Genomic DNA, 26,722 nt, shown 5'->3' on the forward strand with positions numbered 1-26,722 from the left:
TACGCTTGACGGGAACTGCCCAGCCTGCCCCGTGAGGTGTCACGTGTCCCCGCGCCGTAACCGTCCCCGAGGCGGCGAGAGTCCCACCGGCAGCGCGAGTGTCCCGGGGGAGCGCTACGGCGGGGGCGGGCGCGCCGAGGAGTGGCAGGGCGAGCAGTGGTCGGTGCGCCCGGTGAGCGGCGCGAGCGCGGCGGGCAAGCGGTACCGCTGCCCCGGCTGCGACCAGGAGATCCCGTCCGGCGTACCGCACCTCGTCGCCTGGCCCGAGTACGGCGGGATCGACGACCGCAGGCACTGGCACAAGGCGTGCTGGAACGCGAAGGACCGCCGCACCACAAGGGTGCAGCGGTCCAGGAACGCGCCGCGCTACTGAGTTCCGCCGGCCGGTGACCGGTCAGGCGTCGCGCCGGTCCAGCGACACATAGGCGCCGGCCAAGGCCACGGCCGTGACGCCCAGCATGATCCACAGTGGCTCCCAGCCGGACGGCCCCGACGTGGAGACCGAGGCGTCGTACAGCCCGCCGAGCTGGCTGGGGATCGAGTACTCGAAGAGCGCCTGCTGCACCCTGGCGAGCGACCGCGCGAACATGAACATGGCCAGAACCAGCGGCAGCAGTACCACCGCGATCATGATCGTGATCGCGCCGGCGGAGTGCCGGATGAGGGCGCCGACCGCGAGCGACAGCAGTCCCAGGGTCGCGATGTAGAGACCGACGCCGACCGTCGCGCGTAGCCAGTCGTCACCGCTGGCGGTAGCGCCGTCCAGGATGGCCGTCTGCAGCACGGCGACGAGCGTGGTCGTCACGGTCGTGATGGTGAAGGTGAGCAGGAAGAAGACGATCGCCTTCGCGCTCAGCACCCGGGCGCGGCTGGGGCAGGCCGTCAGTGTCGTACGGATCATGCCGGTGCCGTACTCGGCGGCGATGGTCATCACGCCGAGCGTGATCACACAGATCGAACCGAGAAGTACCCCGAAGAAGCCCAAGCTGAGCACCTTGGTGGAGCCGAGCTCGGGGCCGGACATGTTGACGGCGACGGCCGACAGCACTCCGATGCCGAGCAGCAGCACGATCATGATGCCGAGCGTCCACATCGTGGAGCGCACGGAGCGGATCTTGGTCCACTCGGAGGCGAGCGCGTCGGCGAGGGTCGCGCGGCGCTCCGGGATCGGCGAGGTGTACGGACCGGTGGGCGCGGGCGCCCAGTTCTGCTGCGGGTACTGCTGCGCCTGCTGCTGGTACGGCGCCTGCGGAGTCGGCGGCGTTGTCATCGGGCGTCCTCGCTGGTGTCGCGCTTGGTCAGGTCTGCGGGGCCGGCTGCGGGCGCGGCGGGTGCGGCGGCTGCGGTCGTGGGCACGGCCGGGGCGGCCCCGGGGGGTGCCGTGTACGGGTTCTGTCCGGGCGGCGGCGGGGCGTACCAGCCCTGCTGCGGCACCTCAGGGACGGTCGGCAGCGGCGGTGCGTATCCGCCGCCCGGCACGGGCTGCTGCAGCCCGGCCTTCTGGTCCACCGTCGAGCGGTAGTCCACGGCGCCCTGCGTCATCCGCATGTACGCCTCCTCCAGCGAGGCCTGGTGCGGTGAGAGCTCCCACAGCCGCACATCCGCCCCGTGCGCCAGGTCACTGATCCGCGGCAGCTGCAGCCCGGTGACCCGCAGGGCCCCATCCGGCTCCGACATGACCTGGCCGCCCGCCTCGGTGAGCGCGGCGGTCAGCTTCTCCCGCTGCTCGGGCTGCGCATCCGGGACCCGTACCCGTGCGAAATCGGCCGAGTTGGCGGAGATGAAGTCCTTGACGCTCATATCGGCGAGCAGTTGCCCACGCCCGATCACGATCAGATGATCGGCGGTGAGCGCCATCTCGCTCATCAGATGGCTGGAAACGAAGACCGTACGGCCCTCGGACGCCAGCAAGCGCATCAGATTGCGGACCCAGAGAATGCCCTCCGGGTCGAGACCGTTGACGGGCTCGTCGAAGAGCAGCACCTGCGGGTCGCCCAGCAGCGCCGCCGCGATCCCGAGCCGCTGCCCCATGCCGAGCGAGAAGCCCTTGGACCGCTTCCTGGCGACGTCCTGCAGGCCCACGACGCCGAGCACCTCGTCGACCCGGGCGGCCGGGATACCCGAGAGCTGCGCCAGCGAGAGCAGGTGGTTGCGGGCGCTGCGGCCTCCGTGCACCGCCTTGGCGTCCAGCAGCGCACCCACCTGGCGCGGCGCGTTCGGCAGGCTGCGGAAGGGATGCCCGCCGATCGTCACATGGCCGGACGTCGGCTGGTCCAGGCCGAGCATCATGCGCATCGTGGTGGACTTGCCCGACCCGTTGGGACCGAGGAATCCAGTGACGGCGCCGGGCCGCACCTGGAAGGAAAGGTTGTACACGGCCGTCTTCGCGCCGTAGCGCTTGGTCAGGCCGACTGCCTCGATCATGCTTCAGCCCCATCGACTTTTATCTGTCGTCGGGGCCCAGGCCGTCAGGCCGCACGCCCCCCGTAAGAGTTAGGAGGATATCCAGGCTTTGACGGTTTCGGCCAAGCCGTTCAGGGGAGCGAGTCGCCGAGAGGCGGCAGGTCGTCGTAGAACCGCAGGTCGCCGGAGGCGTCGAGGTACTGACCGAATCCCAGTCGGACCTGCCGCCTACGCGTCCCGCTTCTTGAGCACGAGGTACCCGCCGATCAGCGCGGCGGCCACCCATGCGGTCAGAATGCCGAGCCCGCCCCACGGCCCGTACGGCGCCGGCTCGCTGTTCATGGCGGCCGGAACCACCTGCATGATCTTGGAGCCCGCCTGGTCGGGGAAGTAGCGGGCCACGTTCTTGGCGCCCGGGACCGCCGACAGGATCTGCGAGACGAGGAAGAAGAACGGCATCAGGATGCCGAGCGACAGCATCGAGCTCCGCAGCATCGTCGCCACACCCATGGAGAAGATCGCGATCAGCCCCATGTAGATGCCGCCGCCGAAGACCGCACGCAGGACATTCTCCGCACCGATGTCCGTGCGATGGTCGCCGAGGAGGGCCTGGCCGAGGAAGAACGTGGCGAAACTGGTGGCCAGCCCGACCACCAGCGACAGCACACCGGCGACCAGGATCTTGCTGAAGAGGAACGAACCGCGCTGCGGCACGGCCGCCAGCGAGGTACGGATCATGCCCGAGCTGTACTCCGTGCTGACCACCAGGACACCGAAGACGACCATCGCGAGCTGACCGAGGACCATCCCGGAGAAACTGAGGAGGGCCGGATCGAAGGTGGCCTGCTCCACCGGGGGGAGTTCGTCGAACTGGGAGTTCATCAGTGCGCAGAGCGCCGCGCTCATCGCCGCGGTGACGGCGAACGCGGAGATCAGGGTCCAGGTGGTGGAGGAGACCGTACGGATCTTGGTCCACTCGGAGGTCAGGACCGCGGGTACCGATGCCATCGTCGTCACGCCCCCTTTCCGGTGCCGGAGGTGCCGGACGTGAAGCTGCCGTGCTGCTGGTTCCACTGCTCGCCCCACCGGGGGCCCGCGGGCGGTGGCGGCCACCCGGCGTGGTCCGCATGGGCGTGGTACTCCACGGAGTCCGCCGTCATCTGCATGAACGCCTCCTCCAGCGAGGCCCGCTGGGAGCTCAGCTCATGCAGCACGATCTGGTGCTGCGCGGCCAGCTCGCCGAGCTGTTCGCCGGTGGCGCCGTCGATCTCCAGCACGCCGCTCCCCGATTCGACCACGACGATGCCCGCCTCGTGCAGCACATCACGCAGCCGTTCCTGCTGCGGGGAGCGCATCCGTACGTAACTGCGCGAGTTCTGGTGGATGAAATCGGCCATCGAGGTGTCGGCGAGCAGCCGGCCCTGGCCGATGACGATCAAATGGTCCGCGGTGAGTGCCATTTCGCTCATCAGATGCGAGGAGACGAAGATCGTCCGGCCTTCCGCCGCGAGTGTCTTCATCAGATTGCGGATCCAGTGAATTCCCTCGGGGTCCAGACCGTTGACGGGCTCGTCGAACATCAGGATCTCGGGATCGCCGAGCAGCGCGGCCGCGATTCCGAGCCGCTGGCCCATTCCGAGGGAGAACGACTTCGACTTCTTCTTCGCCACCGCGCTCAGGCCGACGGTGTCGAGGACTTCCGGGACGCGGCTCTCCGGGATGCGATTGCTCTGCGCGAGACAGAGCAGATTGTTGTACGCGCTGCGTCCTCCGTGCATCGACTTGGCGTCGAGCAGCGCACCGATGTGCTTCAGGGGTTCCAACAGCTCACGGTAGTGCCTGCCGTCGATCCGTACCGATCCGCTGGTCGGGTTGTCGAGATCGAGCATCATGCGCATCGTGGTGGACTTGCCCGCCCCGTTCGGGCCCAGAAAACCCGTCACCATTCCAGGTCTGACCTGGAATGAAAGGTGGTCGACGGCAACCTTGTTGCCGAAGCGCTTGGTGAGGCCATCAAGCTCGATCATGCGTTCACGCTAGAACGGCCACGCGCCCGGCGCCACCACAAGGGCGGAACCGGGCGCGCAAAGGGTACAGCTGAGGTACCGCGGCGTCAGCGGGTCTGCTGAGCCGGGACACCACGGGTGACGGGCTCGTCGTCCACCGGCGAACCCGCGGCGGCCACCGCGGCACCGGTCAGCGTCGCCAGCATCTCGCGGACGTTGGTCAGCTGCGCGTTGATGGAGTCGCGGCGGTTGGTGAGCGCCGCCAGTTCGCGCTCGGATTCGCTGCGGATCCGGTCGGCCTTGGCGTTCGCGTCGGCCACGATGTCCTCGGACTGGCGCTGCGCGGTCTCCACGGTCTGACGCGCCCGGCGCTCGGCGTCCGTACGGAGCTTCTCGGCCTCCAGGCGGAGTTGCTCGGCGCGGTGCTCGATCTCGGCGAGGCGCTTCTCGGCCTTGGCCTGACGGGACGCGAGGTCGCGCTCCGACTGGTCGCGGCGCTTGGCCAGGTTGGTCTCGAAGTCCGCGGCGGCCTGGGCGGCCTTGGCGCGGGTCTCCTCGAAGAGGGCGTCGGCCTCCTCGCGCTTCTGCGCCGCGTCCTTCTGGGCCTCGGTACGCAGCGCGTTGGCCTCACCCTTGGACTTCTCGACGATGCGGACGCCCTCGTCCTCGGCCTTCGCCTTGCGCTCGGAGGCGAACGACTCGGCGTCGTTGCGCACCTGCTGGGCGGCCGACTCGGCGAGCTCGCGGTGCTGCTCGGCGGCGCGACGGGCCTCCTCGCGCAGGTCCTTCGCCTCCTCCTCGGCGAGGCGGAGAATCTTCTCCACACGCGCACCGAGACCCGCGTACGACGGCTCCGCGTCGTTCACCTGGGCCTGGGCGTTCTGCGTTTCGAGGTGGAGTTCCTCGATGCGCTTTTCCAGAGACGTGATGCGGGTCAGAGCACTATCACGGTCGGCGACGAGCTTGGTAATGCGGTCATCCACCTGACCGCGGTCGTAACCACGCCGCACGAGCTCGAAGCCGAAGGGGGAGGAAGGGTCACTCATGGGGTTCCTGTCGAAGTAAGACCGGTGAGGTGATAGAGGGAATCCTAGGGGCCCGGGCGGCGTGTCATCGAGTGGATGCCCGTTTGATCTGGAGAATGACACCCCTTTTGGGTGGCTGACCCCCGGAACCCTTGCCACTCGGAGGGTTGAACGCTCTTGTCGAAGCACGTGACATGGCCGGCCGACTACCCATCGGATGACTTGCCACTCGATCGAGTGCCTGCCGAGGCTCCGGCTTTGACGCCGGTGGACCCGCCACCCGTACTCTTTCCGCCGCCCGTCGGTGCCTCGAAGGACTCCAACGCCTCCAATACGTCCTGGACGCGGGAGATCTCCGTGTTGATGTCCTTGCGCCGGCGCACCAGGAGGTCGAGCTCGCGCTGCCCCTCGTCGACCGTCCGCTTCGCCTCCTGCTCGGCGTCGGCCCGCAGCTTCTCGGCCTCGCGGACCATGCTGGCCTTCTTCTGCTCGGCCTCCTTCAGCAGCGACTCGGCCCGCTTCACCGCGGCGATCCGGACCTTGCTCGCCTCCGAATTCGCGTCCGCCAGCAACTCCTTCGCCTTTGCCGCGGCCTCCTCGCGCTGCTCGGTCGCCGCCTTCATCAGTTTGTCGACGCGCTCGCCCGCCGTCTTCATCTGCTCGGAGGTCTCCTGCCGGGCCCGGTCGTGCAGCTGCTCGATCTCGCTCTCCGTACGCGCCCGGAGTTCCTCCGCCCGCTCCCGAATGGCCGTGGCGTCCCGGCGCGCACCGACCAGCAGCTCGTCCGCGTCCGTACGCGCCCGCTCCACCAGGGTGTTGCCCTCGACGGTCGCCTCGGAGGTGATCCGTACGGCCTCCTTGCGGGCCGCGCCGACCATCGTGTCGGCCTGCTCCTCGGCCTCGGTGGCGGCGCGCAGCGCCTCCTCCTGGGCCTTGTTCATGAGCTGGTCGGCCTGCTCGGCGGCGTCCGCACGGCGCTTCGCCGCCGCCTCGCGCGTCTCGTCGAGCAACCGGTCCGCCTCCGCGCGGGCCTCGCCGCGCAGCTGCTCGGCCGCCGCCTCCGCGTCGGTGCGCACCCGCTCCGATTCCTCACGGGTGCGTGCCGCGTGCTCCTGCGCCGAGGCGACAGTGGCCGCCGCCTCCGCGCGCAGCCGCTCCGCCTCGTCGGTCGCCTCGCCGAGCAGCTGGTCGGCCCGGGCCGTGGCGTCGCTGACGAGGGTCGTCGCCTGCTCTGTCGCCTCGGTACGGATCCGCTCGCTCTCGCCCGTCGCCTCGCCGACGAGCCGGTCGACCTGCGCCGCGGCGTCCGAACGCATCCGGTTGGCGTCCTCGCGGGCCTCCGCGCGACTGCGGGAGGCATCCTGCTCGGCCGACGCCAGCGCGTCCGAAGCGTCGGTACGCATCCGCTGGCTGTACTCCGCGGTGTCCGAACGCAGCCGCTCCGACTCGGTGATCGCGTCGCTGACGGTCCGTTCGGCCATCGCCTTGGCGGCCTCGGACTCCTCCTGCGTCTCCCGGCGGATCCGGCTCGCGTCCTCGCTCGCCCGCTCCCGCTCCGCGTGCGCATCGGCGCGGACCCGGTCCGCCTCCTCCTGCGCCTCGGCCTTCGTCCGCTCCGCCACGTGCTCGGCGGTGGAACGCAGCCCGGCGATCTCCGCCTCGGCCTGCTCCTGGAGCCCGGAGACCGAGTCCCGTACCTGCTGGGCGGTCTGCTCGGCCGCGGAGACCATCTCGGTCGCCCGCGCGTCCGCCTCCTCGACCAGGCGGTGCGCCTCGGCCTGTGCCTCCTCGACCCGCTTGCGGGCGGAGGCGAGCAGCTCCTCGCTCTGTTCGCGGGCGCGCTCGCGCTCCTGGTTCGCCTCGGTGCGCGCCGCGTCGAGGGTCTCCTCCGCCTCGCGGCGGCGCCGGTTCGCCTCCTCCTGCGCGGCGGCCAGCGCCTCGGCGGCCTCGGTGCCCACGCGTTCGGCGGCGGCCGCGGCCTCGGCCCTTACCCGGTCGGCACTGTCCTGGGCCTCGGACTTGAGCCGCTCCGCCTCGGCGGCCGCCTCGCTGCGCAGCCGTACGGCGACGGACTCGCCCTCGGCACGCGACTGCGACGCGTCCGCCGCGGCCTCGTCGCGCAGCCGCTCGGCCTCGGTCTCCGCCTGTGTCTGCAGGGCGCGCAGCCGCTCGGCGGCCTCCGCGCGCAGCCGCTCGGACTCCTCGTTCGTCTCGCGGCGGATCCGCTCCGCCTCGCCGCGCGCGTCCGCCAGCGTCTGCTCGGCGGCGGCAACCCGGGTCTCGGCCTCGGTGTGCAGCCGGGCCAGCTCGTCGGCGGCCTCGGCCTGCCGGGCGGCGACCGTACGCTCGGTCTCCTCCCGGAGCCCGGCCGCCGCCTCCTCGGCCGCGGCCGAGGTGGACTCCGCCTGCTCCTCGGACTCCGTACGCAGCCGGTCGGCCTCGGCACGGGCCCGCTCCAGCGCTTCCTCGGCCTGGGTGCGCAGGGCCGTGGCGCGCTCGACGGCCTCGGTACGGACCCGGTCGCTCTCGGTGCCCGCGGCGGTCCGCAGTTCCTCGGCGTCCGCCTTCGCCTTGGACAGCAGCTCCTCGGCGGTCTTCGCGCCCTCCTCGATCTGCTGGACGGCCTCGCGGCGGGCCTCGCCCCTGATCCGCTCGCCCTCGGCGACCGCCTCGGAGCGCAGCTGCTCGGCCTCGCCGCGCAGCCTGCGGGCCTCCTCCTGCAGCTCGACGGTCCTGGCCCGGTACTCCTCGGTGTCGTCCTTGGCCGCGCCCTTGAGCTGGTCGGCCTGTTCGGCGGCCTCGCCGCGCAGCCGGTCCGCCTCGGCCTCCGCCTCGCGGCGGATCCGGTCGGCCTCCTCGCTCGCCGCCTTCGTGGTCGACCGTGCGTCCTCGGACGCCTTGGTCAGCACCTCCTCGGCGGTCCTGGCCGCCTTGGCGAGCTGGGCCGCGGTGTCCTCGACGGCCGCCGTGCGGGCCTTCTCGGTCGCCTCCGACTTGATCCGGTCCGCCTCGGTGCGGGCGTCGGCGAGCGCCTGCTCGGCTTCCGCCTTCAGCGCCGCGGCGTCCTTCGTGGCCTCGCCGACCAGCCGGGCGATCTCCGCCTTGGCCGTACGGGTGCGCTGTTCATTCTGCGACTCGGCGCCGGCCAGCCGCTTGACCGCGGCGTCCTTCGCCTCGGCGAGGGCCTTCTCCGCCTCCAGGCGGGCCTCGCGCAGCTGCGTCTCGGCCTCCTGCATGCGCTGCTCGGCGGCCCGGTTCAGCTCGGCGGTCTGCTGCCGGGTCTGCTCGGTCTCCGCGGTCGTCGACGTACGCAGCTGTTCGGCGTGGCTGGTGGCCTCCTGCGCCTGGCTGGAGGCGGCGCTCAGCAGCCGCTCGGCGTCCTTCCGGGCGCGCAGCAGGATCGCCTCGGCCTCGGAACGGGCGGACTCCGCCTCGGAGCCGAGCCGGTGCCGGGTCTCGTCGGCGAGCCGGGCGGCCTCGGCGCGGGCGGCCGTCAGGGACTGCTCGGCCTCGGCCCGGGACTCGTCCAGCAGCCGGCGGGCCTGGGACTCGGTCCTGGCCCGGAGCTGCTCGGCCCAGGCGACGTTCTCGTTGACATGCGACTCGACCGTCTGGCGGCGCTCCGCCAGCTCCTGGTCGAGGCGCTGTCGTCGCTGCACGGCCTCGTTGTGCAGCTCGGCCTGCAGCCGTGCCTGGTGCTCGGCGTGCTCCTGCAGGATCCGCTGCGTCTGCGCCCGGGCGTCGCGGAGCTCGCGCTCGGCGTCGGTGCGCAGCTGTTCGGCCTGGATCTGGGCATTACGGAGCAGCTGTTCGGCCTGGTAACCGATGTCCGCGCTGTCGTATGCGGGACGGGTCGCGAGATTGCGCCGAGCCTCGTGCAGCTTGGCGCGCAAGACCTCGACCTGGTAACCGAGGTCCTCGGCGTGCTGGACGGCCTTCTCCCGGTCGGTCCTCAGCCGGTCCATCTTGGCTTCGAACCGCGAGAGATGGTCGTCTTCAGCTCGGTGGCTCTCCTGGCGTTCGTAGCCCCGCACTGCGCGGTCCCATCCGTCCCCTGGTCGCAACTCTCCAAACGAGTACCGTTCGCCGGCGAACGGTCCCCCGGGGAATGGTGACAGATCAACGGCTGGGGACGCGGCGCGGCCCCGACCCGGCCCCGGCCCGGAACCGCCCACTCTACCGGGCCGGGTATCTGGAGGTCAGTGCTCCGCTGCGGACGTGACCAGTTCAGTGAGAACGCCGTGGCAGTCCTTGGGGTGCAGGAAGGTGATCCGCGACCCCATCGACCCGGTCCTGGGCTCGTCGTACAGCACCCTGACCCCCTTGGAACGGATGTCCGCGGCGTCCTCGTCGACGTCTGCGGTGCCGAAGGCGATGTGGTGGACCCCCTCGCCGTTCTTGGCCAGCCATTTTCCGACGGCCGAGTCCTCGCGGGTGGGTTCCAGCAGCTGGAGGTACGAGGCGCCGCCGTCCGAGGTCTCGTTGATCTTGAGCATGGCCTCGCGTACGCCCTGCTCCTCGTTGACCTCGGAGTGGAAGACTTCGAAGCCGTAGGTCGCGCGGTAGAACTCGACAGTTTTGTCGAGGTCGAAACAGGCGATTCCGATGTGGTCGATTCGCGTCAGCATGGACAACAGTGGAGCGCTCCACCGATGGTTACGCAACGTGCGCGCGATCACACCCGCTGCTGGATGACGGGCCGCGAACCGCTCAGTACATTCGAGTAAACCCTCGTTCACATCTAATCCAAGGGGCCGTGCCTCATGTCTGGAACGACCGGTACCACCTCAGTGATCGTCGCGGGCGCCCGTACGCCCATGGGCCGTCTTCTCGGCTCCCTGAAGAGCTTCTCCGGAGCCGATCTCGGCGGCTTCGCCATCAAGGCCGCGCTGGACCGGGCCGGTATCGGCGGCGACCAGGTCGAGTACGTGATCATGGGCCAGGTGCTCCAGGCCGGGGCGGGGCAGATCCCGGCACGCCAGGCCGCGGTCAAGGCCGGTATCCCGATGAGCGTTCCCGCGCTCACCGTCAACAAGGTCTGCCTCTCCGGCCTCGACGCGATCGCCCTGGCCGACCAGCTGATCCGCGCGGGTGAATTCGACGTCGTCGTCGCCGGCGGCCAGGAGTCCATGACCAACGCCCCGCACCTGCTCCCGAAGTCCCGCGAGGGCTACAAGTACGGCGCGATCGAGATGCTCGACTCGATGGCGTACGACGGTCTGACCGACGCCTACGAGAACATCCCGATGGGCGAGTCCACCGAGAAGCACAACACCCGCCTCGGTCTGAGCCGCGCCGACCAGGACGAGATCGGCGCCCTGTCCCACCAGCGCGCCGCCGCCGCCCAGAAGAACGGTCTCTTCGAGGCCGAGATCACCCCGGTCGAGATCCCGCAGCGCAAGGGCGACCCGATCCTCTTCTCCAAGGACGAGGGCATCCGCGCCGAGACGACCGCCGAGGCCCTCGGCAAGCTCCGGCCCGCCTTCGCCAAGGACGGCACGATCACCGCGGGCACCGCCTCGCAGATCTCCGACGGCGCCGCCGCGGTCGTCGTGATGAGCAAGGCCAAGGCCGAGGAGCTGGGCCTGGACTGGATCGCCGAGATCGGCGCCCACGGCAACGTGGCGGGCCCGGACAACTCGCTCCAGTCGCAGCCGTCCAACGCGATCAAGCACGCGCTGAAGAAGGACGGGCTGAGCGTCGAGGACCTCGACCTCATCGAGATCAACGAGGCGTTCGCGGCCGTCGCCCTCCAATCGATGAAGGACCTCGGCGTCTCCCCGGAAAAGGTGAACGTCAACGGCGGCGCCATCGCGCTCGGCCACCCGATCGGGATGTCCGGCGCCCGCGTGGTGCTGCACCTGGCGCTGGAGCTGAAGCGGCGCGGCGGCGGCACGGGTGCGGCGGCGCTGTGCGGTGGCGGCGGTCAGGGCGACGCGCTGATCATCCGCGTCCCCGGCAAGTAGTCCTCGTCACGTACGCACAGAGTGAACCGAACGGAGCGGTGATGGTGGACGTCCCCACCCTGGTCGAGCAGGCCCGTGAAGGCCGGCCGCGGGCCGTGGCCCGGCTCATCTCCCTCGTCGAGGGGGCGTCGCCGCAGCTGCGCGAGGTGATGGCGGCCCTCGCGCCGCTGGCCGGGAACGCGTATGTCGTCGGGCTCACCGGTTCACCGGGTGTCGGCAAGTCGACCTCGACCTCGGCGCTCGTCTCGGCGTACCGGCGGGCCGGAAAGCGAGTCGGCGTCCTCGCCGTCGACCCGTCGTCGCCGTTCTCCGGCGGCGCGCTCCTCGGCGACCGGGTCCGGATGTCGGAGCACGCCTCCGACCCCGGCGTCTACATCCGCTCCATGGCCACCCGCGGCCACCTGGGCGGCCTCGCCTGGTCGGCGCCGCAGGCGATTCGGGTGCTGGACGCGGCGGGCTGCGACGTGATCCTGGTGGAGACGGTCGGCGTCGGCCAGTCGGAGGTGGAGATCGCCTCCCAGGCCGACACCTCGGTGGTCCTCCTCGCGCCCGGCATGGGCGACGGCATCCAGGCGGCGAAGGCCGGAATCCTGGAGATCGGCGACGTGTACGTCGTCAACAAGGCCGACCGGGACGGCGCGGACGCCACCGCACGCGAGCTCAACCACATGCTGGGTCTCGGGGAGTCCCGCGGCCCCGGCGACTGGCGGCCGCCGATCGTGAAGACGGTCGCCGCCCGGGGCGAGGGCATCGACGAGGTCGTCGAGGCGCTGGAGAAGCACCGGGCGTGGATGGAGGAGCACGGCGTCCTGACCGAGCGCCGCATGGCGCGCGCGGCCGGCGAGGTCGAGACGATCGCGGTCACCAGACTCCGCGAACGCATCGGCGACCTGCACGGCGACCGCCGCCTCGGCGCCCTGGCCGAACGCATCGTGGCGGGCCGCCTGGACCCGTACGCGGCGGCGGACGAACTGGTGGCGGGGATCACGGGCGAGTCCTGACAGGCGGATACCGGGGGCGAGGGGCGGCGTGCGGGCCGCCCCTCGCCCGCTCGCCCTCGTCAGCCGTTCGGGTGAGCCGTCCGCACCGCTGCCCTGCGCGGGCCGTGATCGGCGCGTGGCAGGATGACATACCACACGTGTCATGCACACCGGGGGGAAGCGACACATGCTGGGGCCGCTGCGTGAGGACTCGCCCAGACGGATCGGACCGTATGAGATTCGGGCCCGGCTCGGCGCGGGCGGCATGGGAGAGGTCTTCCTCGGAGACCCGGGCGGCGGCCGGGATCCCGTCGCCCTCAAGACGGTGCGCCGCGATGTGGCGCAGGACCCCGGCTTCCGTCACCGTTTCCGCCGCGAGATCGCGGTCGCCCGCTCCGTCACCAGCCCCTTCCTCGCCCCGCTGCTCGACGGGGACGCGGACTCCGAAGTGCCCTGGCTGGCCACCGGATACGTGGCCGGGCCTACCCTGTCCGCCGCGGTCCGCCGGGCCGGCGCGATGGACGAGGGCGAGGTGCGGATGCTCGGCGCCGGGCTCGCCCGCGCGCTCGCGGCCGTCCATGCGGCCGGGGTCGTGCACCGGGATGTGAAGCCCGGCAACGTGATGCTCGCCGAGGACGGTCCGCGGGTCATCGACTTCGGGATCGCGCGGGACGGCAACGCCACCCCGCTGACCACCACCGGCCGGATGGTCGGCAGCCCCTCCTTCATGTCCCCGGAACACGTGGCGGGCAGCGGGCGCGTCACCTTTGCCTCCGACGTCTTCTGTCTCGCATCCGTGCTCTGCTTCGCCGCCACCGGCCGCGATCCCTTCGGCGACGGGCCGGTCGCCGCCGTGCTCTACCGGGTCAAGTACGTCGAGGCCGATCTCGAAGGCGTACCGGACACGCTGCGCGCCGTACTCGCCGACTGCCTGGCCGCCGACCCCGCCGACCGCCCCACCGCCGCCGTACTCGCCGAGCGGCTCGCCCCGGGCGCAGCGCAGCAGTGGCTTGAGCCGGTGCGGCAGCACATCGCCGAGTACGGCAGGGAACTGGCCCGGGTCCGCGCCCTCGACGGACCGCTGCTGCCCGGCTACACGCCGACCGAGGCGGCCACCGGCAGCCGCATCCCGATTGCTCAACTGCCCACGCAGGGAACCGACTTCGCGCCGGGCCTGCATATGGTGGAGACCCAGGGCCCCGGCCTTGCCCGGCCGGAACCGCCCCGACGCAGCCGCCGCGCCCTGATGGCGTCCCTGGCCCTGCTCGTCATCGGCGGCGCGGCGACCGGCGGACTCCTGGCGCTTCGGGACCGCAACGGCGACACCAACACCACATCCCCGGGCGGCAGTCCGGCGCGGAACACAGTGATGGTCGCCGGGGTGGACGACCAGGGCGGCCCGGACGGTTCCGGAACTGTTCCGTACGGCCGGGAGGTCCGTCCGAAGGACTGGAAGCCCTGGAAGTCCTCGACCGGCAGCAACGGGCCCTTCGGCTGCACGGCCAACAGCACGGTCGTGGTCTGCCGCGACACCGCCGGTGCCTATCAGGCCCTGTCCGCGGTGGACGGCCGGAAGCTGTGGAGCTTCGACACCCAGGAGGAGGCAGTCGGGGCCGGAGTGAGTCCCACCGGACAGTTCTTCATGCCGTCCGACTCCAGCCGTCCGACCGCGTACGGGGACACGGTGTTCATGGCGAGCGGTGACCGGCTTCTCGCGGTGGACGCGGCCACCGGTGAAACCCGCTGGCAGCAGCGCGCGGGCGGAGCGCACACCATCGAGAGCAGGCCGGTCGTCTCCGACGGACTCGTCTTCGCCTCCACGACCACCACTTCGTACGGGTCCCAACTGGCCGCCTTCGACATGAAGACCGGCGACCGCAAGTGGACCGCACCCCTTGCCCCGAAGGACATTTCGAAGGCCGAAGCACGCAACTACTGGCCGCTCGCCACGGTGAAGGGCGTGCTCTACGCGCTGGGCCACGACGGCATCAAGGCGTTCCGGGCCAAGGACGGCAAGGTGCTCGGTCAGGCGGATGCCGGCAGGGCAGGGGCGGGGGAATGCGAGGACGCCCATGTGCAGGGCTCCTTCCTCTACTGCTCCTCCTTCACCTCCGAACAGCGTAGGAACGGCTACGCCTACAACCTCATCGTCCACCGCCTCAGGACTCCGTCGCTCGCCGACGCCGGCCGGCAGGCGGTGGACCCGAAGGTGGTCATGTCCCTGAAGGCAGGTGCGATCGACGGACGGGTGATCGCCTTCCGCCGTGGTGGGACGAACATGGGTCGGCCGGACCCGGCGGGCGTCCGGCCGGAGATCGTGCTGGTGAGTCTGGACAGCGGACGGACCCTGGGCCGGTATCCGGTCACCGAGACGTTCTCCGGCGGGCGCCTCAACCCGGTCTCCAACCCGCTGATCGATGCGGGCACGGTGGTGTGGGCGGACACGTCCACGCTCTACTCGGTGAAGCTGGACAAGGACGGAACACCCGGGAAGCTGCGCCGTACCGCGCTCAAGGGGGCTCCCGGCCCGTCCGTCCCACCGCCCTACGACCTGGCGCCGACCGGCTACTCGTACGATCTCGACCTCCTTCCCCCGTATGTCGTGCCGGCCGGTGGCGTCGTGCATGTGTTCTTTGACAACGGCACGGCACTCTCCGTGCCGCTGCCGGAATGAGGATGCGTCACCGGTGATCGAACCGCTCCCCGCCGGACCGCTCCGGCACATCGGCCCGTACCGGCTGCTCGGGCTGCTCGGCGCGGGCGGTATGGGCGAGGTGTATCTGGCCCGGCAGAGCGGCGCACCGGAAGGCGGGCTCGTCGCGCTGAAGACGGTGCGGGCCGATCTCGACCTCGACGACGGCTTCCGGATCAGGTTCCGCCGGGAGATCGACGCGGCGGGCGCGGTGCGCAGCGCGTACACCGCGACGCTCGTCGGCGGCGACGCGTCGGGGCGACCGCCCTGGCTGGCCACCGAGTACGTCCCCGGACCCTCACTGGCCGAGGCCGTCACCCGCGGCGGCCCGCTGCCCGAGCCGGTGGTCCGGGCCATGGGCGCCGATCTGGCCCGCGCCCTCGCCGACATGCATGCCGTGCGCGTCCTCCACCGCGACCTCAAGCCCGGCAATGTCCTGCTCGGCCCGGACGGGCCGAAGGTGATCGACTTCGGGATCGCCCAGGCCTTCGACGCCACCCAGCTCACCCGGACCGGCGTCGTGGTCGGCAGCCCCGGCTACATCTCGCCGGAGCACGTCAACGGCTCCCGGGCACTCGTGCCCGCCTCGGACGTGTTCTGTCTGGGGGCGGTGCTCGCCTTCGCGGCCAGTGGACGGGGGCCCTTCGACGACTCCGACATGGCAGCGGTGATTTTCCGGATCGCGCAGGGAGAGCCGGAACTCTCAGGAGTACCACCGCAGTTGCGTGAAGTGATCGCCCAGTGCCTGCATGCGCGCCCGGAGGACCGCCCGACGCCGGGGCAGTTGGCCGGACTGCTGCTCCGCGGGCGGCCGTCGACCCCGACGTTCCCCTGGCCGGCAGGAGTACAGGAACAACTGGCCGGATACGAACAGGCGGCCCGGGACTGCCTCGCCGCGGCTCCGCCCAGGGCCGTCGTGCCCCCGGTTCCGGACCGCCCGCCGACACCGGTGCCCCCTTCCGGGACCGTCCCGGGGCGGGGGCGTCGCCGCAGGGCGTTCCCGGTGGCGCTGGCGGCCGTTGCGGTGACGGCGTGTCTGCTCCTCGGCTATGTGCTGTGGCCCGGTCTCTTCCCGCCGGACAAGGGCACCGGAGGCGGCTCGGGTGCCACCGGTCCCACGGCCGGTCCGTCCCCGGCGGCCGTGCGCAGCACGGTACGGGCGATTCCGCGGGCCGACGGCGGACGTACCGGTGACTTCGGCGAGGCTGCCACCGATGCCTCCGTCCGGCCTGTGGGCTGGAAGGCGTGGAAGTCCACGATCGACGGGGTCGAGGGCGGGTGCAGCTTTGCCGAGTCGACGCTGTTCTGTGCGGGCAGTCAGGGCATCACCGCACTCGACGCGGCCGACGGAACCCGGCGCTGGCAGGCCCCGAAGGGGCAGGCGGGGGCGACCGGTTCGGCCGTGGCCGGGTTCGCCTCCGGGACGGTGTACGCCTTCGTCGGTCAGGCGCTGGTCGCCTACCGGATCACGGACGGCCGGGAGTTGTGGCGCTCGGTGCTGCCCGACGGCTCCGTGGGCGCGGGTGCCGCCCAGGACGGCGATACTCTGTACTACGTCGCCCGTGCCAACGGCGCCGGAACGGGCAAACTGATCGCCCGCCGACTGACCGGCGACCGCGGCGAGTTGTGGAGCAAGGACTTCACCGACCCGCGGTTCAGTCTGCTCGCCGATGACGGACGGCTGGTCGTGGTGGGTCATGACACCCGGGTTTTTGACGGGGCGAAGGGGACCGTGGAACAGCGGCTCACGGCCGCCGACTTCCCCTGCCGGGGGCCGGTGCTGAGGGGCCGCCGTCTGGTCTGCAGGGGAATGACCGGCCTGCTCGTCATGGACGATGTGACCCGGCCCGGGCGGCCCCGCACACTCGCCGAAGAGATCACGTCCACCCACTCGCCGGCCCTGGTCGGTGACGACACCGTGGTGGTCTCCGACGACGACCACGCTTACGCCTACGGGCTGACCGACGGGCAGCGGAAGTGGACGACGTACGAGACCCTCGACGAGTTGGGCGGCGAACCGTCCCTCGCGGGTTCTCGGGTGCTGATTGCCGAGCGCCAGGGGGTGGGCGCCTTCGGCCTGGCCGACGGCGAGCCGGAGAACGTCAAGTCGTACACCGGGTGGCCCGCCACCGGGCCGGGCGCGAGCGGGCCGGATCTGCTCGCCGTCGGGGACCTCGTGTTTCTCACCTTCAAGGACGGCACGGTCCTGTCGGGATACGCCCCCTGACCGACAGGGACGCCGGGCGGGAGGAGAGCCGGATCAGTCGTCGTCGCGGGTGCCCTGTGCCGGTCGTCGTCCGAGCGGTCCGTGGTGACCTCGGCGGTCTTCGCGGCCACGCTCAGCTCGTGACGGTTGCCGTCCTTGCCCGTGATGCCGACCTCCCGGCACAGCGCGCCGCTCCGGCCGACGGTGTCGTCCAGCTCGATCGAGGTGACCGTGCCGGGCACCGCGCGCAGTGCCGCGTCCACCGCCGCGCGGAGCGGGACCGGGAGCCGCTGGACCTGCCCGGCGCGGCCGCCGACACGGTACGACTCCAGGCGTCGGCCCGGCTGGACGCGGGGGAGTGGCCGGGGAACACCCTGGTGGACCCGGGCGCGCTGGTCCGCAAGGAGGTCTCGCAGCGCACCGGCGACCGGATCCCAGTGCCCTCCCGGAGGGCAGAGCCCGCACCCCGTGCAACGGCTTGCCCCGCACGCGCGCCCAGGGCGCGCTACGGCTTGCCGCGCCGCCCCCGCAAGTGCTCCGCGACCGGTGTCAGCGCCGCGTGCAGGTCCGCCAGTGCCTCCGGCGTCAAGAGGTCCATGAAGTGCTTGCGTACCGATGCGACATGGTGCGGCGCGACCTTCTCCATCGTCTCCGCGCCCGTCTCCGTGAGCACCGCGTACAGACCGCGCCGGTCGGATTCGCAGTTCTCCCGGCGGACCAGCCCTGCCGTCTCCATGCGGGTGATCTGGTGCGAGAGCCTGCTCTTGGACTGCAGTGTGGACGCGGCCAGGTCGCTCATCCGCATGCGCTGGTCTTCCGACTCCGAGAGGTTCACCAGGATCTCGTAGTCGTTGTTGGTCAGGCCGAACGGCTGGAGGTCCTTCTCCAGCTGGTGCATCAGCAGCCTGCTGACGTCCAGGTGGGTGCGCCAGGCGCACTGCTCCGCGTCGCTCAGCCACCGGGTGGCCGTCTCGGTCTCCATATGTGGATTCTACCTAATAAGTTGAAAGCCGGACGAAGTTAATGCTGCGACGCCCGGAACCGGCCCGGGGCGCCGGTTCCGGAAACGGCTCAGGAACCGGCTCCAGCGCTGGGCGCAGGCGTTCGACGTCACGCTCCGCAGACTACCGTTCACAAACCGAAGCGACGCTGGAGGTCCCCCAGCTGGCCGGGCAGACGGGGGGTGGCGCCAGGTTGACCCGCACCGCCACCCGGGACCCCTGCCTGCTGCGGCGTCGCCCCCGTCGGCTGCTCCGCCATCAGGACCTCGGTCGACTGGAGCAGCACCGTACCCGCACCGACGAACTCGAACTGGTGCTCCTCGCCCGAGGTCCCGCCGATCCCGGTCAGCGACCGGAGACCGCCCATCACGCCCGTCATGTAGCCATGGTCGTAGTGGTGGCACGGCGAGGGGCAGTCCGCCCAGCCCACCAGGGCCTGCGGATCGACCCGCAGCGGCGGTTCCATGAAGACCACCGGGCCATTGGACGCGGCCACGAACTTGCCCGTGCCGATCAGGGTCAGGAAGCCCGGCACGATCGACTGCTTGAGTGCCAGCGTCGGCTGGTACGCGAGGAGGTTGCCGGACCGGATCGTCAGGTTCCCGTCGTCCAGGTCGTACGAGTTGACGTCGAAGGCCCGGTCGGCGAGCAGCATCTTGCCGCTGCCCTCGGCCACCACCCAGTCGCTCGCGTGGAGCGGCGAGTGGAAGCTCGTCCGGATCAGCCGTTCGAAGCGTCCGTGGCCGATGCCGTTGAACTCGATCCGCCCGTAGTAGGCGATCATCTTGCCCTTCTGCAGGAACCACTGGCTCCCCTTGAGCTCCACACAGAAGGTGTACGCATTGACGTTGTCGTCCGACGGCAGCGTCATCGGGTCAAAGATCACGGGCGTGCTCACAGCTTCTCCTCCGACGCCTGGACGTACACCGCGCCACTGCCGCTCAGCTCCAGCTGGAACGCCTCGCCGGAGCCGCGCCCCACCATGTCGCGCCAGCCGAGCGCGGTGGAGAGCTTGTTGCGTACGTCGCCGTGGTGGGCGACATAGGCCTGCGGGTCCACATGCACCTCGCGGCCCGGCGTGATGGGCAGCTCGATCACCCCGCCGTGAGCCATCACCGCGACCGCGCCATGGCCCTTCAGCGTCGTGGTGAACAGGCCCTGCCCGGTCACCTGGCCGCGCACCATGCCCATGACCCCGCCCTGCGACCCCATGAACATCGTGCCCTGCTGCAGCGTCCCGTCGAAGGCGAGCAGCCGGTCGGCCTCCACGTACAGGGTGTCGCCGGCCAGGTTGATGACCTGGATGTGGTGGCCGCCGTGGCCGAACATCACCGTGCCGCTGCCTTCGACGGTCATCAGCGGCGTCGCCTCATTGGCCATCCGGCGGCCGATCATCGACATCACGCCGCCCTGGCCGCCCTGGATGTTCGGGGTGAACGACACCTCGCCGCGGTACGCGAGCATCGCGCCGCGCTGGCTGAACATCTTCTGGCCGGGGACCACCGTCGCCTCGACCATCTTCGAGTTGATCTCGCGGAACGGCATCAGACATCGCCCCCGATGGTGTTCCGCTCGCTCGGCTGCACGTAGACGAGTCCCTCGCCCTCGAATCTGATCTGGAACGATTCGCCCGAGCCCTCACCCATCAGCGTTCGGAAGGTGACCCCGGACTGGAAGTGCTGCTGCAGATTGCCCTGGTGGGCGATGTACGCGCCGGGGTCGACGGACAACGGGTACTGGGCGGTCACCCGCAGCACCACGGCCGAACCGTCCGACATGATCGCCGCCTGGCCGGTGCCCTCGACGGTGGTGGTGAACAGGCCGTTGCCGGTCGCCCCGCCGCGCAGTCCGGTGAAGGTGGTGCCGGTGCGCAGCCCGGCATCGACGCAGAGCAGGTTGCTCGCCTCCACGTAGAGCTTCTCGCCACGCAGTGAGACGAGGTTGATCTCGCTCGCGCGGTCGGCGAAGTAGCAGGTGCCCTGCCCGCTCACCTCCATCACGGTCATCTGCTCGCCGGTCAGCCGGCGGGTCACCATGCCGCGGATGCCCTCACCGCCGCCGGTCATCTTCTTGAACGCCATCCGGCCGTCGTACGCGACCATCGAGCCGTTCTTCGCCTTGACGGCGTCGCCGGTCAGATCGACGGCGAGCGTCTTGCTGCCTTGGAGTCGGAACATTGCCACCCGGGTGACGGTAGCGGGAGGGGGCCCAGCCCGACAGGGTCTGTGGGCCTATCCGGACCCTGAGCCGACCCTGATTTGCGCCGATACGTTCCCCGGAGTGTCAACCGGCCCCCGCCCCCGGGCCCGGTAGGGGCCGATGCCACAATGGGACACGCTTGTGCCTGTATTCACAAGCTGTGACGACCCTCCCACCGAAGGTGCCCTCGTGGACATCAAGACCGCTACCGCCCTGCACCGGCTGCGCCTCATCTCGATCCCCGAGGCGCTCTCCTTCCCGGCGCTGATCATCTTTGGCTCGATCCTCAGCCGCGTCTCGGACATCGACTTCCTGATGATGCCGCTCGGCATCCTGCACGGCGTGCTCTTCGTGATCTACGCCGTCCTGCTGCTCGACGTCTGGTCCAAGGCCAAGTGGCCGTTCAAGCGCGTCGCGTTCTTCTTCCTGCTGGCGCTGCTGCCGTTCGGCGGGCTGTACGGCGACAAGATCCTCAAGCGCTACGAGGCCGACGGGGTCATCGCCGCCCGTGCCCGCCGGGAAGGCGTGGTCAGCGCGTGATCGTCGCCTTCTCCGTCAGTCCGCTGGGGGTCGGCGAGGATGTCGGCGAGTACGTCGCCGATGCCGTCCGGGTCGTCCGCGAGTCGGGGCTGCCCAACCGCACGGACGCCATGTTCACCTCCGTCGAGGGTGAGTGGGACGAGGTCATGGACGTCGTCAAGCGCGCCGTCGCGGCCGTCGAGGCCCGCGCCGGACGTGTCTCCCTCGTACTGAAGGCCGATATCCGGCCCGGTGTCACCGACGGTCTGACCTCCAAGGTCGAGACGGTCGAGCGGTACCTCGCCGGCTGACGCCTCTGCGCATCACCGGAGACCCCCCGCGCCGCACGGCGAGGGGGGTCTCCGTCACCCGGGGTGCGTTTCGGGCTCCACCGCCAGCGCGATCCCGAGCGGCGTCCGCTCGTACAGCACCTGGTGCCCATATCGCCGCGAGGTCAGCAGCCCCGCCGCCCGCAGCACCGACAGATGTTCCGACACGGAGGACGGCGCGAGGCCGAGCCGGTGGGCGAGGGCGCTCGTCCCCGCCGGTTCGTCGAGCATGCACAGGACATCGGCCCGCGCCCGCCCGAGCAGCCGCGCGAGCGTCTGCGGCGTACGGTCGGCGGGTTCCGTCCACAGGCCACCGATGCCGCGCGCCGGATAGATCACCGCAGGCTGGTAGGGCGGCTCGTACCCGCTGACCACATCCGGCCAGGCGAAGACGCTCGGCATCAGGACAAGGCCCTGCCCACCGAGCACCCGGGAGTGCCGACCCCGCATCCCGACGAGCGTGAGCGTCGAGTCCGTCCAGCTCAGCTGAGGACTCAACTCACCGAGCAGCCGAGCGAAGCCGACCGCCGCGAGCCGGCGCGAGTGGTACGCGATGTCCGCCTCCAGCAACGCGCGCAGCCGCGGCCAGTCCGGCTCGACCAGGACCCGCCACGCCTGTTCCAGAAGCGCGGACAGCTCCCGTTGCGCGCGGGCGGGGTCGTCGAGCATCGCCCGTCCGGCGGGGGAGTCCAGCGCCCCCGGCACACACGCGAGCGTCAGCGCCAGATCCTCACGGACGAGCTCGGGGGCGATGGCGCGTACCCCGGCGATCTCCTCCTCGAACGAGGCGTAGGGCCCGAGCGGTGGCGGGCTGAGAAAGTCCGGATTGTGCCCGCCCTCCGGCATCAACGACCACAGCGGCCCGAGGTCCAGCCCCGCGGCGGCGCTCCGGATGCGCCGCAGCCACGGCTCGTGGTAGCCGTGGTTCCCGGGGCGCAGAAGGGTGCGTACCGCCTGTTGCGTCTCCCAGAGCGGGGAGAGGGCGAACCTGCAGCGCAGCAGATCGCTCTCGTCGAAATGCAGATGGAACGGCATCGGCGCACCTCGCGAAGATTCGGTGTCAGCCGAAAGTTTATGGAGTGCGGGCCACGCTCCTCCACGCTGCGTCCATGCCGAGCAACAGCCCCGCCCCGGCGGGCAGCCCCCGTGATGCGGTGGACCCCCCGAGCGGCCCGACGGGCCCCTCACCCCAGGACCCGTCAGCCGCATGCCGCGCCGCGAACGTCCGTCCCGCAGGAGCGGCGCCGTCCCCGGCCCCGTTCCCGGAGCGCGCCGACCCCATTGACCCGAACCCGTCGCCCGCGCTCCGGGCTCCGGCTTCCGCCCCGGACCCCGGCACCCCCCGCGGCTACCGCGCCGTCTTCGCCGTACGGGAGTTCCGTGCCGTCTTCGCCGCGCACCTGCTCTCCCTTCTCGGCGTCGTCGTCAGCGAGCTCGCGCTCACCGTGCTCGTCTACGACCTCACCGGCTCGCCCCTGCTCAGCGCCCTCACCTTCGCGCTCGGCTTCCTCCCGTACCTCGTCGGCGGCACGCTCTTCGCCGGGGTCGCGGACCGCTACCCCGCTCGCCGGGTCCTGGTCACCTGCGATCTGATCTGCGCGGGCTGTGTCGCCGTCATGGTGCTGCCCGGCACCCCTGTCGGCGGGCTCCTCGCGCTGCGCTGTCTCGTCGCCTCCGTGTCGCCCGTCTTCACCGGGACGCGTATGGCCGCGCTCACCGACATCCTCGGCGAGGGTGATCTCTATGTACTGGGCCGCTCCCTGCTGCGGATCGTCTCGCAGAGCGCGCTGCTGATCGGCTTCGGGGTGGGCGGTGTGCTGCTCGCCGCGGTCTCCGCGCGCGGGGCGATCACGATCACCGTCGGGACCTTCCTCTGCTCGGCGGCGCTGCTCCGCTTCGGCACCCGCAACCGGCCCGCACGGAGCGGCGGTGACGGAGGCGGCGCCCTGCTCAAGGACTCGCTCGCCGGAGCCCGTACCGTCCTCGCCGACCGCAGGATCCGCGCGCTGATGCTGCTCTTCTGGCTGCCGGCGATGTTCGTCGTGGCACCGGAGGCGCTCGCCGCACCGTACGCGGACGAGATCGGTGTCGGCCCGGCCGCGCTCGGACTCCTCATGTGCGCGATGCCGGTCGGTCACATCGGTGCCGAGCTGTACGTGGGCGCGGCGCTCGCCCCGCGCCTGCGCTCCAGGATCGTGCTGCCGGTCGCCGCCGCGGGGCTGCTGCCCCTCGTGCTGTACGGGTTCCGTCCCGGCATGGTGCTGAGCGTTGTCGCGCTCGTGCTGGCCGGGGTGGGGGCGGCGTACGTCATCGGCCTCGACCAGTGGTTCGTCGACGCCGTCCCGGAGGAGCTGCGGGGCCGGGCCATGACCCTGCTCACCGCCGGGCTGATGACGGTCCAGGGCATCGGCATGGCCCTCGCCGGGCTCGCCGCCGAATTCGTCCCCGTACATCAGGCGGTCGCCGGGGCCGCTGTGGTCGGTACGGTGTGCACGCTCGTCCTCGTCCGCGAGGTCAGGAGCACGGAACCCGTGCACGGTCCTCGGACCGAACTCCGAGACGGGGCTGACCAGCATATGACCAGTGGGTAAGGTCGATCCCGTGCCGAAGCCGCTCAGTCTTTCGTTCGACCCCATCGCCCGCGCCGACGAACTCTGGCAGCAGCGCTGGGGTCCCGTCCCCTCGATGGCGGCGATCACCTCGATCATGCGTGCGCAGCAGATCCTGCTCGCCGAGGTCGACGCGGTCGTCAAACCGTACGGACTGACCTTCGCGCGGTATGAGGCACTGGTGCTGCTCACCTTCTCCAAGGCCGGTGAGCTGCCGATGTCCAAGATCGGCGAGCGGCTGATGGTCCACCCCACCTCCGTCACGAACACCGTGGACCGGCTGGTCAGGTCCGGTCTGGTCGACAAGCGCCCCAACCCGAACGACGGCCGCGGCACCCTCGCCTCGATCACCGCCAAGGGCCGGGAGGTCGTCGAGGCGGCCACCCGCGACCTGATGGACATGGAGTTCGGGCTCGGGGTGTACGACGCCGAGGAGTGCGCGGAGATCTTCGCATTGTTGCGCCCACTGCGGATCGCGGCCAAGGACTTCGAGGAGAAGTAGCGCCGCGCGCACCCTGGCCCGCTGCAAGATCGCCCCCGGTGCCCGGTTACGCTCGACGTCATGAAACGCAGTGTGCTGACCCGGTACCGGGTGATGGCCTACGTCACCGCCGTCATGTTGCTGGTGCTCTGCACCTGCATGGTCTTCAAGTACGGCTTCGACACCGGTGCGGGACTGACGCTCGTCGTCTCCCAGATCCACGGTGTGCTGTACATCATCTACCTGATCTTCGCCTTCGACCTGGGCTCCAAGGCGAAGATGCCACTCGGCAAGCTCCTCTGGGTGCTGATCTCCGGCACGATCCCGACGGCCGCGTTCTTCGTCGAGCGCAAGGTCGTCCAGGAGGTCGAGCCGCTGATCGCGGACGGCTCCCCGGTGACAGCCAAAGCCTGACCCGAACCGCCCCGTGCGAAGCACCGGGCGGTTTGTCATCGACATTTACTAGGACGTCCTAGTAAATTGGGGTCCATGGACGCTGACGCGATCGAGGAAGGCCGCCGACGCTGGCAGGCCCGTTACGACAAGGCCCGCAAGCGTGACGCGGACTTCACCACGCTCTCCGGGGATCCGGTGGAGCCCGCGTACGGGCCCCGCCCCGGGGACACGTACGAGGGATTCGAGCGGATCGGCTGGCCCGGCGAGTACCCCTTCACCCGGGGTCTCTACCCGACCGGCTACCGCGGCCGTACCTGGACCATCCGCCAGTTCGCCGGCTTCGGGAACGCCGAGCAGACCAATGAGCGGTACAAGATGATCCTCGCCGCGGGCGGCGGCGGGCTCAGCGTCGCCTTCGACATGCCGACGCTGATGGGCCGCGACTCCGACGAGCCGCGCTCGCTCGGCGAGGTCGGGCACTGCGGTGTCGCCATCGACTCCGCCGCCGACATGGAGGTCCTCTTCAAGGACATCCCACTCGGCGACGTCACGACATCCATGACGATCAGCGGACCCGCCGTCCCCGTCTTCTGCATGTACCTGGTCGCCGCCGAGCGCCAGGGCGTCGACCCGGGGGTGCTCAATGGCACGCTCCAGACCGACATCTTCAAGGAGTACATCGCGCAGAAGGAGTGGCTCTTCCAGCCCGAACCCCATCTGCGCCTCATCGGCGACCTGATGGAGCACTGCGCGCGCGACATCCCCGCGTACAAGCCGCTCTCGGTCTCCGGCTACCACATCCGCGAGGCCGGGGCGACGGCCGCGCAGGAGCTCGCCTACACCCTCGCCGACGGCTTCGGCTACGTGGAGCTCGGCCTCTCCCGCGGGCTCGACGTCGACACCTTCGCCCCCGGTCTCTCCTTCTTCTTCGACGCGCACCTCGACTTCTTCGAGGAGATCGCCAAGTTCCGCGCCGCCCGCCGGATCTGGGCCCGCTGGATGAAGGAGGTGTACGGGGCGAAGACCGACAAGGCGCAGTGGCTCCGCTTCCACACCCAGACCGCCGGGGTCTCCCTGACCGCCCAGCAGCCGTACAACAACGTCGTACGGACCGCGGTCGAGGCGCTCTCCGCCGTCCTCGGCGGCACCAACTCGCTGCACACCAACGCCCTCGACGAGACCCTCGCGCTCCCGTCCGAGCAGGCGGCGGAGATCGCCCTGCGCACCCAGCAGGTGCTGATGGAGGAGACCGGCGTCGCCAACGTCGCCGACCCGCTGGGCGGTTCGTGGTACGTCGAGCAGCTGACCGACCGGATCGAGGCCGACGCCGAGAAGATCTTCGACCGGATCAAGGAGCGCGGCACCAGGGCGCACCCGGACGGGCAGCACCCCATCGGGCCCATGACCTCCGGCATCCTGCGCGGCATCGAGGACGGCTGGTTCACCGGCGAGATCGCCGAGTCCGCGTTCCGGTACCAGCAGTCGCTGGAGAAGGGCGACAAGCGCGTCGTCGGCGTCAACGTCCACCACGGCTCGGTCACCGGCGATCTCGAGATCCTGCGGGTCAGCCACGAGGTCGAGCGCGAGCAGGTCCGGGTGCTCGGCAGCCGCAAGGAGGCCCGCGACGACGCACGGGTCAAGTCGGCACTGGACGCGATGCTGGCCGCCGCCCGTGACGGCTCGAACATGATCGGACCGATGCTGGACGCCGTCAGGGCCGAGGCGACGCTCGGTGAGATCTGCGGGGTCCTGCGGGACGAGTGGGGTACGTACACCGAGCCGCCCGGCTTCTGAGGGTCTTAGACCGACCGGCAAATGGGAGGCGGCGTCGCGGGGCTGGGCACGCACATCTGCGGCGTTGTCGTCAGTCAACAACGCTCCGCGTTGCCTCCCTCCTCCGCCTTGCAGCT

At 70.7% G+C, this 26,722-nt stretch carries 23 protein-coding genes and 1 pseudogene; 12 read left to right on the top strand and 12 right to left on the bottom strand.

Annotation, left to right across the window (positions count from 1 at the left end; translation table 11 throughout):
- Window positions 1-43 precede the first annotated feature (43 nt).
- Window positions 44-373 (top strand): ATP/GTP-binding protein, encoded by a 330-nt coding sequence (locus tag AB0915_RS03730; protein WP_366689529.1) that lies wholly within the window; start codon window positions 44-46, stop codon window positions 371-373.
- A gap of 21 nt (window positions 374-394) precedes the next feature.
- Here AB0915_RS03730 and AB0915_RS03735 read toward each other — a convergent pair whose 3' ends face one another.
- The 7 genes from AB0915_RS03735 to mce form a co-directional block, all read right to left on the bottom strand.
- Window positions 395-1,270 carry an ABC transporter permease subunit gene (locus tag AB0915_RS03735; RefSeq protein WP_366689530.1) on the bottom strand — a complete coding sequence of 292 codons (876 nt, stop codon included), beginning with the start codon at window positions 1,268-1,270 and terminating at the stop codon, window positions 395-397.
- The gene (locus AB0915_RS03740) at window positions 1,267-2,424 is read right to left on the bottom strand and encodes an ABC transporter ATP-binding protein (RefSeq protein ID WP_366689531.1); all 1,158 of its coding nucleotides are present in this window, start codon (window positions 2,422-2,424) and stop codon (window positions 1,267-1,269) included. The genes AB0915_RS03735 and AB0915_RS03740 overlap by 4 nt, the downstream gene beginning before the upstream one ends.
- Window positions 2,425-2,631: 207 nt before the next feature.
- Entirely contained in the window at window positions 2,632-3,411 is a 780-nt protein-coding gene (locus tag AB0915_RS03745) for an ABC transporter permease subunit (RefSeq protein ID WP_366689532.1), read from the bottom strand.
- A gap of 5 nt (window positions 3,412-3,416) precedes the next feature.
- Window positions 3,417-4,430: an ATP-binding cassette domain-containing protein gene (locus AB0915_RS03750; protein ID WP_366689533.1), complete on the bottom strand. Its 1,014-nt coding sequence runs from the start codon at window positions 4,428-4,430 to the stop codon at window positions 3,417-3,419.
- 86 nt (window positions 4,431-4,516) lie between these two features.
- Complete coding sequence (locus AB0915_RS03755) at window positions 4,517-5,455, bottom strand: cellulose-binding protein (protein WP_366689534.1); 939 nt, start codon at window positions 5,453-5,455, stop codon at window positions 4,517-4,519.
- Between the two features lie 185 nt (window positions 5,456-5,640).
- On the bottom strand, window positions 5,641-9,468 hold the full coding sequence (scy, locus tag AB0915_RS03760) for a polarized growth protein Scy (RefSeq protein ID WP_366689535.1): 3,828 nt from the start codon (window positions 9,466-9,468) through the stop codon (window positions 5,641-5,643).
- 165 nt (window positions 9,469-9,633) lie between these two features.
- On the bottom strand, window positions 9,634-10,062 hold the full coding sequence (gene mce / locus AB0915_RS03765) for a methylmalonyl-CoA epimerase (RefSeq protein ID WP_366133419.1): 429 nt from the start codon (window positions 10,060-10,062) through the stop codon (window positions 9,634-9,636).
- A gap of 135 nt (window positions 10,063-10,197) precedes the next feature.
- On the opposite strand from mce, the gene AB0915_RS03770 reads away from it, so the two are divergent.
- The 5 genes and pseudogenes from AB0915_RS03770 to AB0915_RS03790 all read left to right on the top strand — a co-directional run.
- Window positions 10,198-11,400: an acetyl-CoA C-acetyltransferase gene (locus tag AB0915_RS03770; RefSeq protein ID WP_366689536.1), complete on the top strand. Its 1,203-nt coding sequence runs from the start codon at window positions 10,198-10,200 to the stop codon at window positions 11,398-11,400.
- 41 nt (window positions 11,401-11,441) lie between these two features.
- Window positions 11,442-12,401: a methylmalonyl Co-A mutase-associated GTPase MeaB gene (meaB, locus tag AB0915_RS03775; RefSeq protein ID WP_366689537.1), complete on the top strand. Its 960-nt coding sequence runs from the start codon at window positions 11,442-11,444 to the stop codon at window positions 12,399-12,401.
- A gap of 142 nt (window positions 12,402-12,543) precedes the next feature.
- Entirely contained in the window at window positions 12,544-15,054 is a 2,511-nt protein-coding gene (locus AB0915_RS03780) for a serine/threonine-protein kinase (RefSeq protein WP_366689538.1), read from the top strand.
- A 13-nt stretch (window positions 15,055-15,067) separates the two neighbouring features.
- A complete protein-coding gene (locus AB0915_RS03785; RefSeq protein WP_366689539.1) occupies window positions 15,068-17,299 on the top strand; it encodes a protein kinase in 2,232 nt (743 codons plus the stop codon).
- Window positions 17,300-17,562: 263 nt separating this feature from the next.
- Window positions 17,563-17,718 (top strand): annotated as a pseudogene (locus AB0915_RS03790) (two-component sensor histidine kinase); the annotation flags it as partial.
- A gap of 65 nt (window positions 17,719-17,783) precedes the next feature.
- On the opposite strand, the gene AB0915_RS03795 reads toward AB0915_RS03790, so the two are convergent.
- The 4 genes from AB0915_RS03795 to AB0915_RS03810 form a co-directional block, all read right to left on the bottom strand.
- Entirely contained in the window at window positions 17,784-18,260 is a 477-nt protein-coding gene (locus AB0915_RS03795; protein ID WP_366689540.1) for a MarR family transcriptional regulator, read from the bottom strand.
- Between the two features lie 149 nt (window positions 18,261-18,409).
- Window positions 18,410-19,177 (bottom strand): AIM24 family protein, encoded by a 768-nt coding sequence (locus tag AB0915_RS03800; protein WP_366689541.1) that lies wholly within the window; start codon window positions 19,175-19,177, stop codon window positions 18,410-18,412.
- Window positions 19,174-19,824 (bottom strand): AIM24 family protein, encoded by a 651-nt coding sequence (locus AB0915_RS03805; protein ID WP_037689354.1) that lies wholly within the window; start codon window positions 19,822-19,824, stop codon window positions 19,174-19,176. Before AB0915_RS03805 ends, AB0915_RS03800 begins: the two co-directional genes overlap by 4 nt.
- A complete protein-coding gene (locus AB0915_RS03810) occupies window positions 19,824-20,456 on the bottom strand; it encodes an AIM24 family protein (RefSeq protein ID WP_358857516.1) in 633 nt (210 codons plus the stop codon). Before AB0915_RS03810 ends, AB0915_RS03805 begins: the two co-directional genes overlap by 1 nt.
- Before the next feature lie 211 nt (window positions 20,457-20,667).
- On the opposite strand from AB0915_RS03810, the gene AB0915_RS03815 reads away from it, so the two are divergent.
- Together AB0915_RS03815 and AB0915_RS03820 are read left to right on the top strand one after the other, a co-directional pair.
- Window positions 20,668-21,018 (top strand): DUF3817 domain-containing protein, encoded by a 351-nt coding sequence (locus AB0915_RS03815; protein WP_358857447.1) that lies wholly within the window; start codon window positions 20,668-20,670, stop codon window positions 21,016-21,018.
- A complete protein-coding gene (locus AB0915_RS03820) occupies window positions 21,015-21,308 on the top strand; it encodes an MTH1187 family thiamine-binding protein (protein ID WP_030351951.1) in 294 nt (97 codons plus the stop codon). The genes AB0915_RS03815 and AB0915_RS03820 overlap by 4 nt, the downstream gene beginning before the upstream one ends.
- 54 nt (window positions 21,309-21,362) lie before the next feature.
- Here AB0915_RS03820 and AB0915_RS03825 read toward each other — a convergent pair whose 3' ends face one another.
- Entirely contained in the window at window positions 21,363-22,361 is a 999-nt protein-coding gene (locus AB0915_RS03825; RefSeq protein WP_366689542.1) for a DUF5937 family protein, read from the bottom strand.
- Between the two features lie 74 nt (window positions 22,362-22,435).
- Between AB0915_RS03825 and AB0915_RS03830 the strand changes: the two genes are divergently transcribed.
- The 4 genes from AB0915_RS03830 to AB0915_RS03845 all read left to right on the top strand — a co-directional run bounded on the left by AB0915_RS03830 (window position 22,436) and on the right by AB0915_RS03845 (window position 26,606).
- Window positions 22,436-23,917 (top strand): MFS transporter, encoded by a 1,482-nt coding sequence (locus tag AB0915_RS03830; protein ID WP_366689543.1) that lies wholly within the window; start codon window positions 22,436-22,438, stop codon window positions 23,915-23,917.
- A 10-nt stretch (window positions 23,918-23,927) separates the two neighbouring features.
- Window positions 23,928-24,437: a MarR family transcriptional regulator gene (locus AB0915_RS03835; RefSeq protein ID WP_366689544.1), complete on the top strand. Its 510-nt coding sequence runs from the start codon at window positions 23,928-23,930 to the stop codon at window positions 24,435-24,437.
- Between the two features lie 60 nt (window positions 24,438-24,497).
- On the top strand, window positions 24,498-24,830 hold the full coding sequence (locus tag AB0915_RS03840) for a DUF3817 domain-containing protein (RefSeq protein ID WP_366689545.1): 333 nt from the start codon (window positions 24,498-24,500) through the stop codon (window positions 24,828-24,830).
- Window positions 24,831-24,905: 75 nt separating this feature from the next.
- Window positions 24,906-26,606, top strand: a complete 1,701-nt coding sequence (locus tag AB0915_RS03845) for a methylmalonyl-CoA mutase family protein (protein ID WP_366689546.1) — start codon at window positions 24,906-24,908, stop codon at window positions 26,604-26,606.
- Window positions 26,607-26,722 lie beyond the last annotated feature (116 nt).

It is taken from the genome of Streptomyces sp. NPDC048411 (assembly GCF_040704695.1).
Lineage (GTDB): Bacteria > Actinomycetota > Actinomycetes > Streptomycetales > Streptomycetaceae > Streptomyces.

Coding starts and splice junctions, on each gene's coding strand:
- AB0915_RS03810 (WP_358857516.1), bottom strand. CDS start 20,456: ATGTTCCGACTCCAAGGCAGCAAGACGCTCGCCGTCGATCTGACCGGC.
- AB0915_RS03755 (WP_366689534.1), bottom strand. CDS start 5,455: ATGAGTGACCCTTCCTCCCCCTTCGGCTTCGAGCTCGTGCGGCGTGGT.
- AB0915_RS03795 (WP_366689540.1), bottom strand. CDS start 18,260: ATGGAGACCGAGACGGCCACCCGGTGGCTGAGCGACGCGGAGCAGTGC.
- AB0915_RS03735 (WP_366689530.1), bottom strand. CDS start 1,270: ATGACAACGCCGCCGACTCCGCAGGCGCCGTACCAGCAGCAGGCGCAG.
- AB0915_RS03830 (WP_366689543.1), top strand. CDS start 22,436: ATGCCGAGCAACAGCCCCGCCCCGGCGGGCAGCCCCCGTGATGCGGTG.
- AB0915_RS03825 (WP_366689542.1), bottom strand. CDS start 22,361: ATGCCGTTCCATCTGCATTTCGACGAGAGCGATCTGCTGCGCTGCAGG.
- meaB (WP_366689537.1), top strand. CDS start 11,442: ATGGTGGACGTCCCCACCCTGGTCGAGCAGGCCCGTGAAGGCCGGCCG.
- mce (WP_366133419.1), bottom strand. CDS start 10,062: ATGCTGACGCGAATCGACCACATCGGAATCGCCTGTTTCGACCTCGAC.
- AB0915_RS03845 (WP_366689546.1), top strand. CDS start 24,906: ATGGACGCTGACGCGATCGAGGAAGGCCGCCGACGCTGGCAGGCCCGT.
- AB0915_RS03840 (WP_366689545.1), top strand. CDS start 24,498: ATGAAACGCAGTGTGCTGACCCGGTACCGGGTGATGGCCTACGTCACC.
- AB0915_RS03805 (WP_037689354.1), bottom strand. CDS start 19,824: ATGCCGTTCCGCGAGATCAACTCGAAGATGGTCGAGGCGACGGTGGTC.
- AB0915_RS03745 (WP_366689532.1), bottom strand. CDS start 3,411: ATGGCATCGGTACCCGCGGTCCTGACCTCCGAGTGGACCAAGATCCGT.
- AB0915_RS03770 (WP_366689536.1), top strand. CDS start 10,198: ATGTCTGGAACGACCGGTACCACCTCAGTGATCGTCGCGGGCGCCCGT.
- AB0915_RS03780 (WP_366689538.1), top strand. CDS start 12,544: ATGCACACCGGGGGGAAGCGACACATGCTGGGGCCGCTGCGTGAGGAC.
- AB0915_RS03740 (WP_366689531.1), bottom strand. CDS start 2,424: ATGATCGAGGCAGTCGGCCTGACCAAGCGCTACGGCGCGAAGACGGCC.
- AB0915_RS03750 (WP_366689533.1), bottom strand. CDS start 4,430: ATGATCGAGCTTGATGGCCTCACCAAGCGCTTCGGCAACAAGGTTGCC.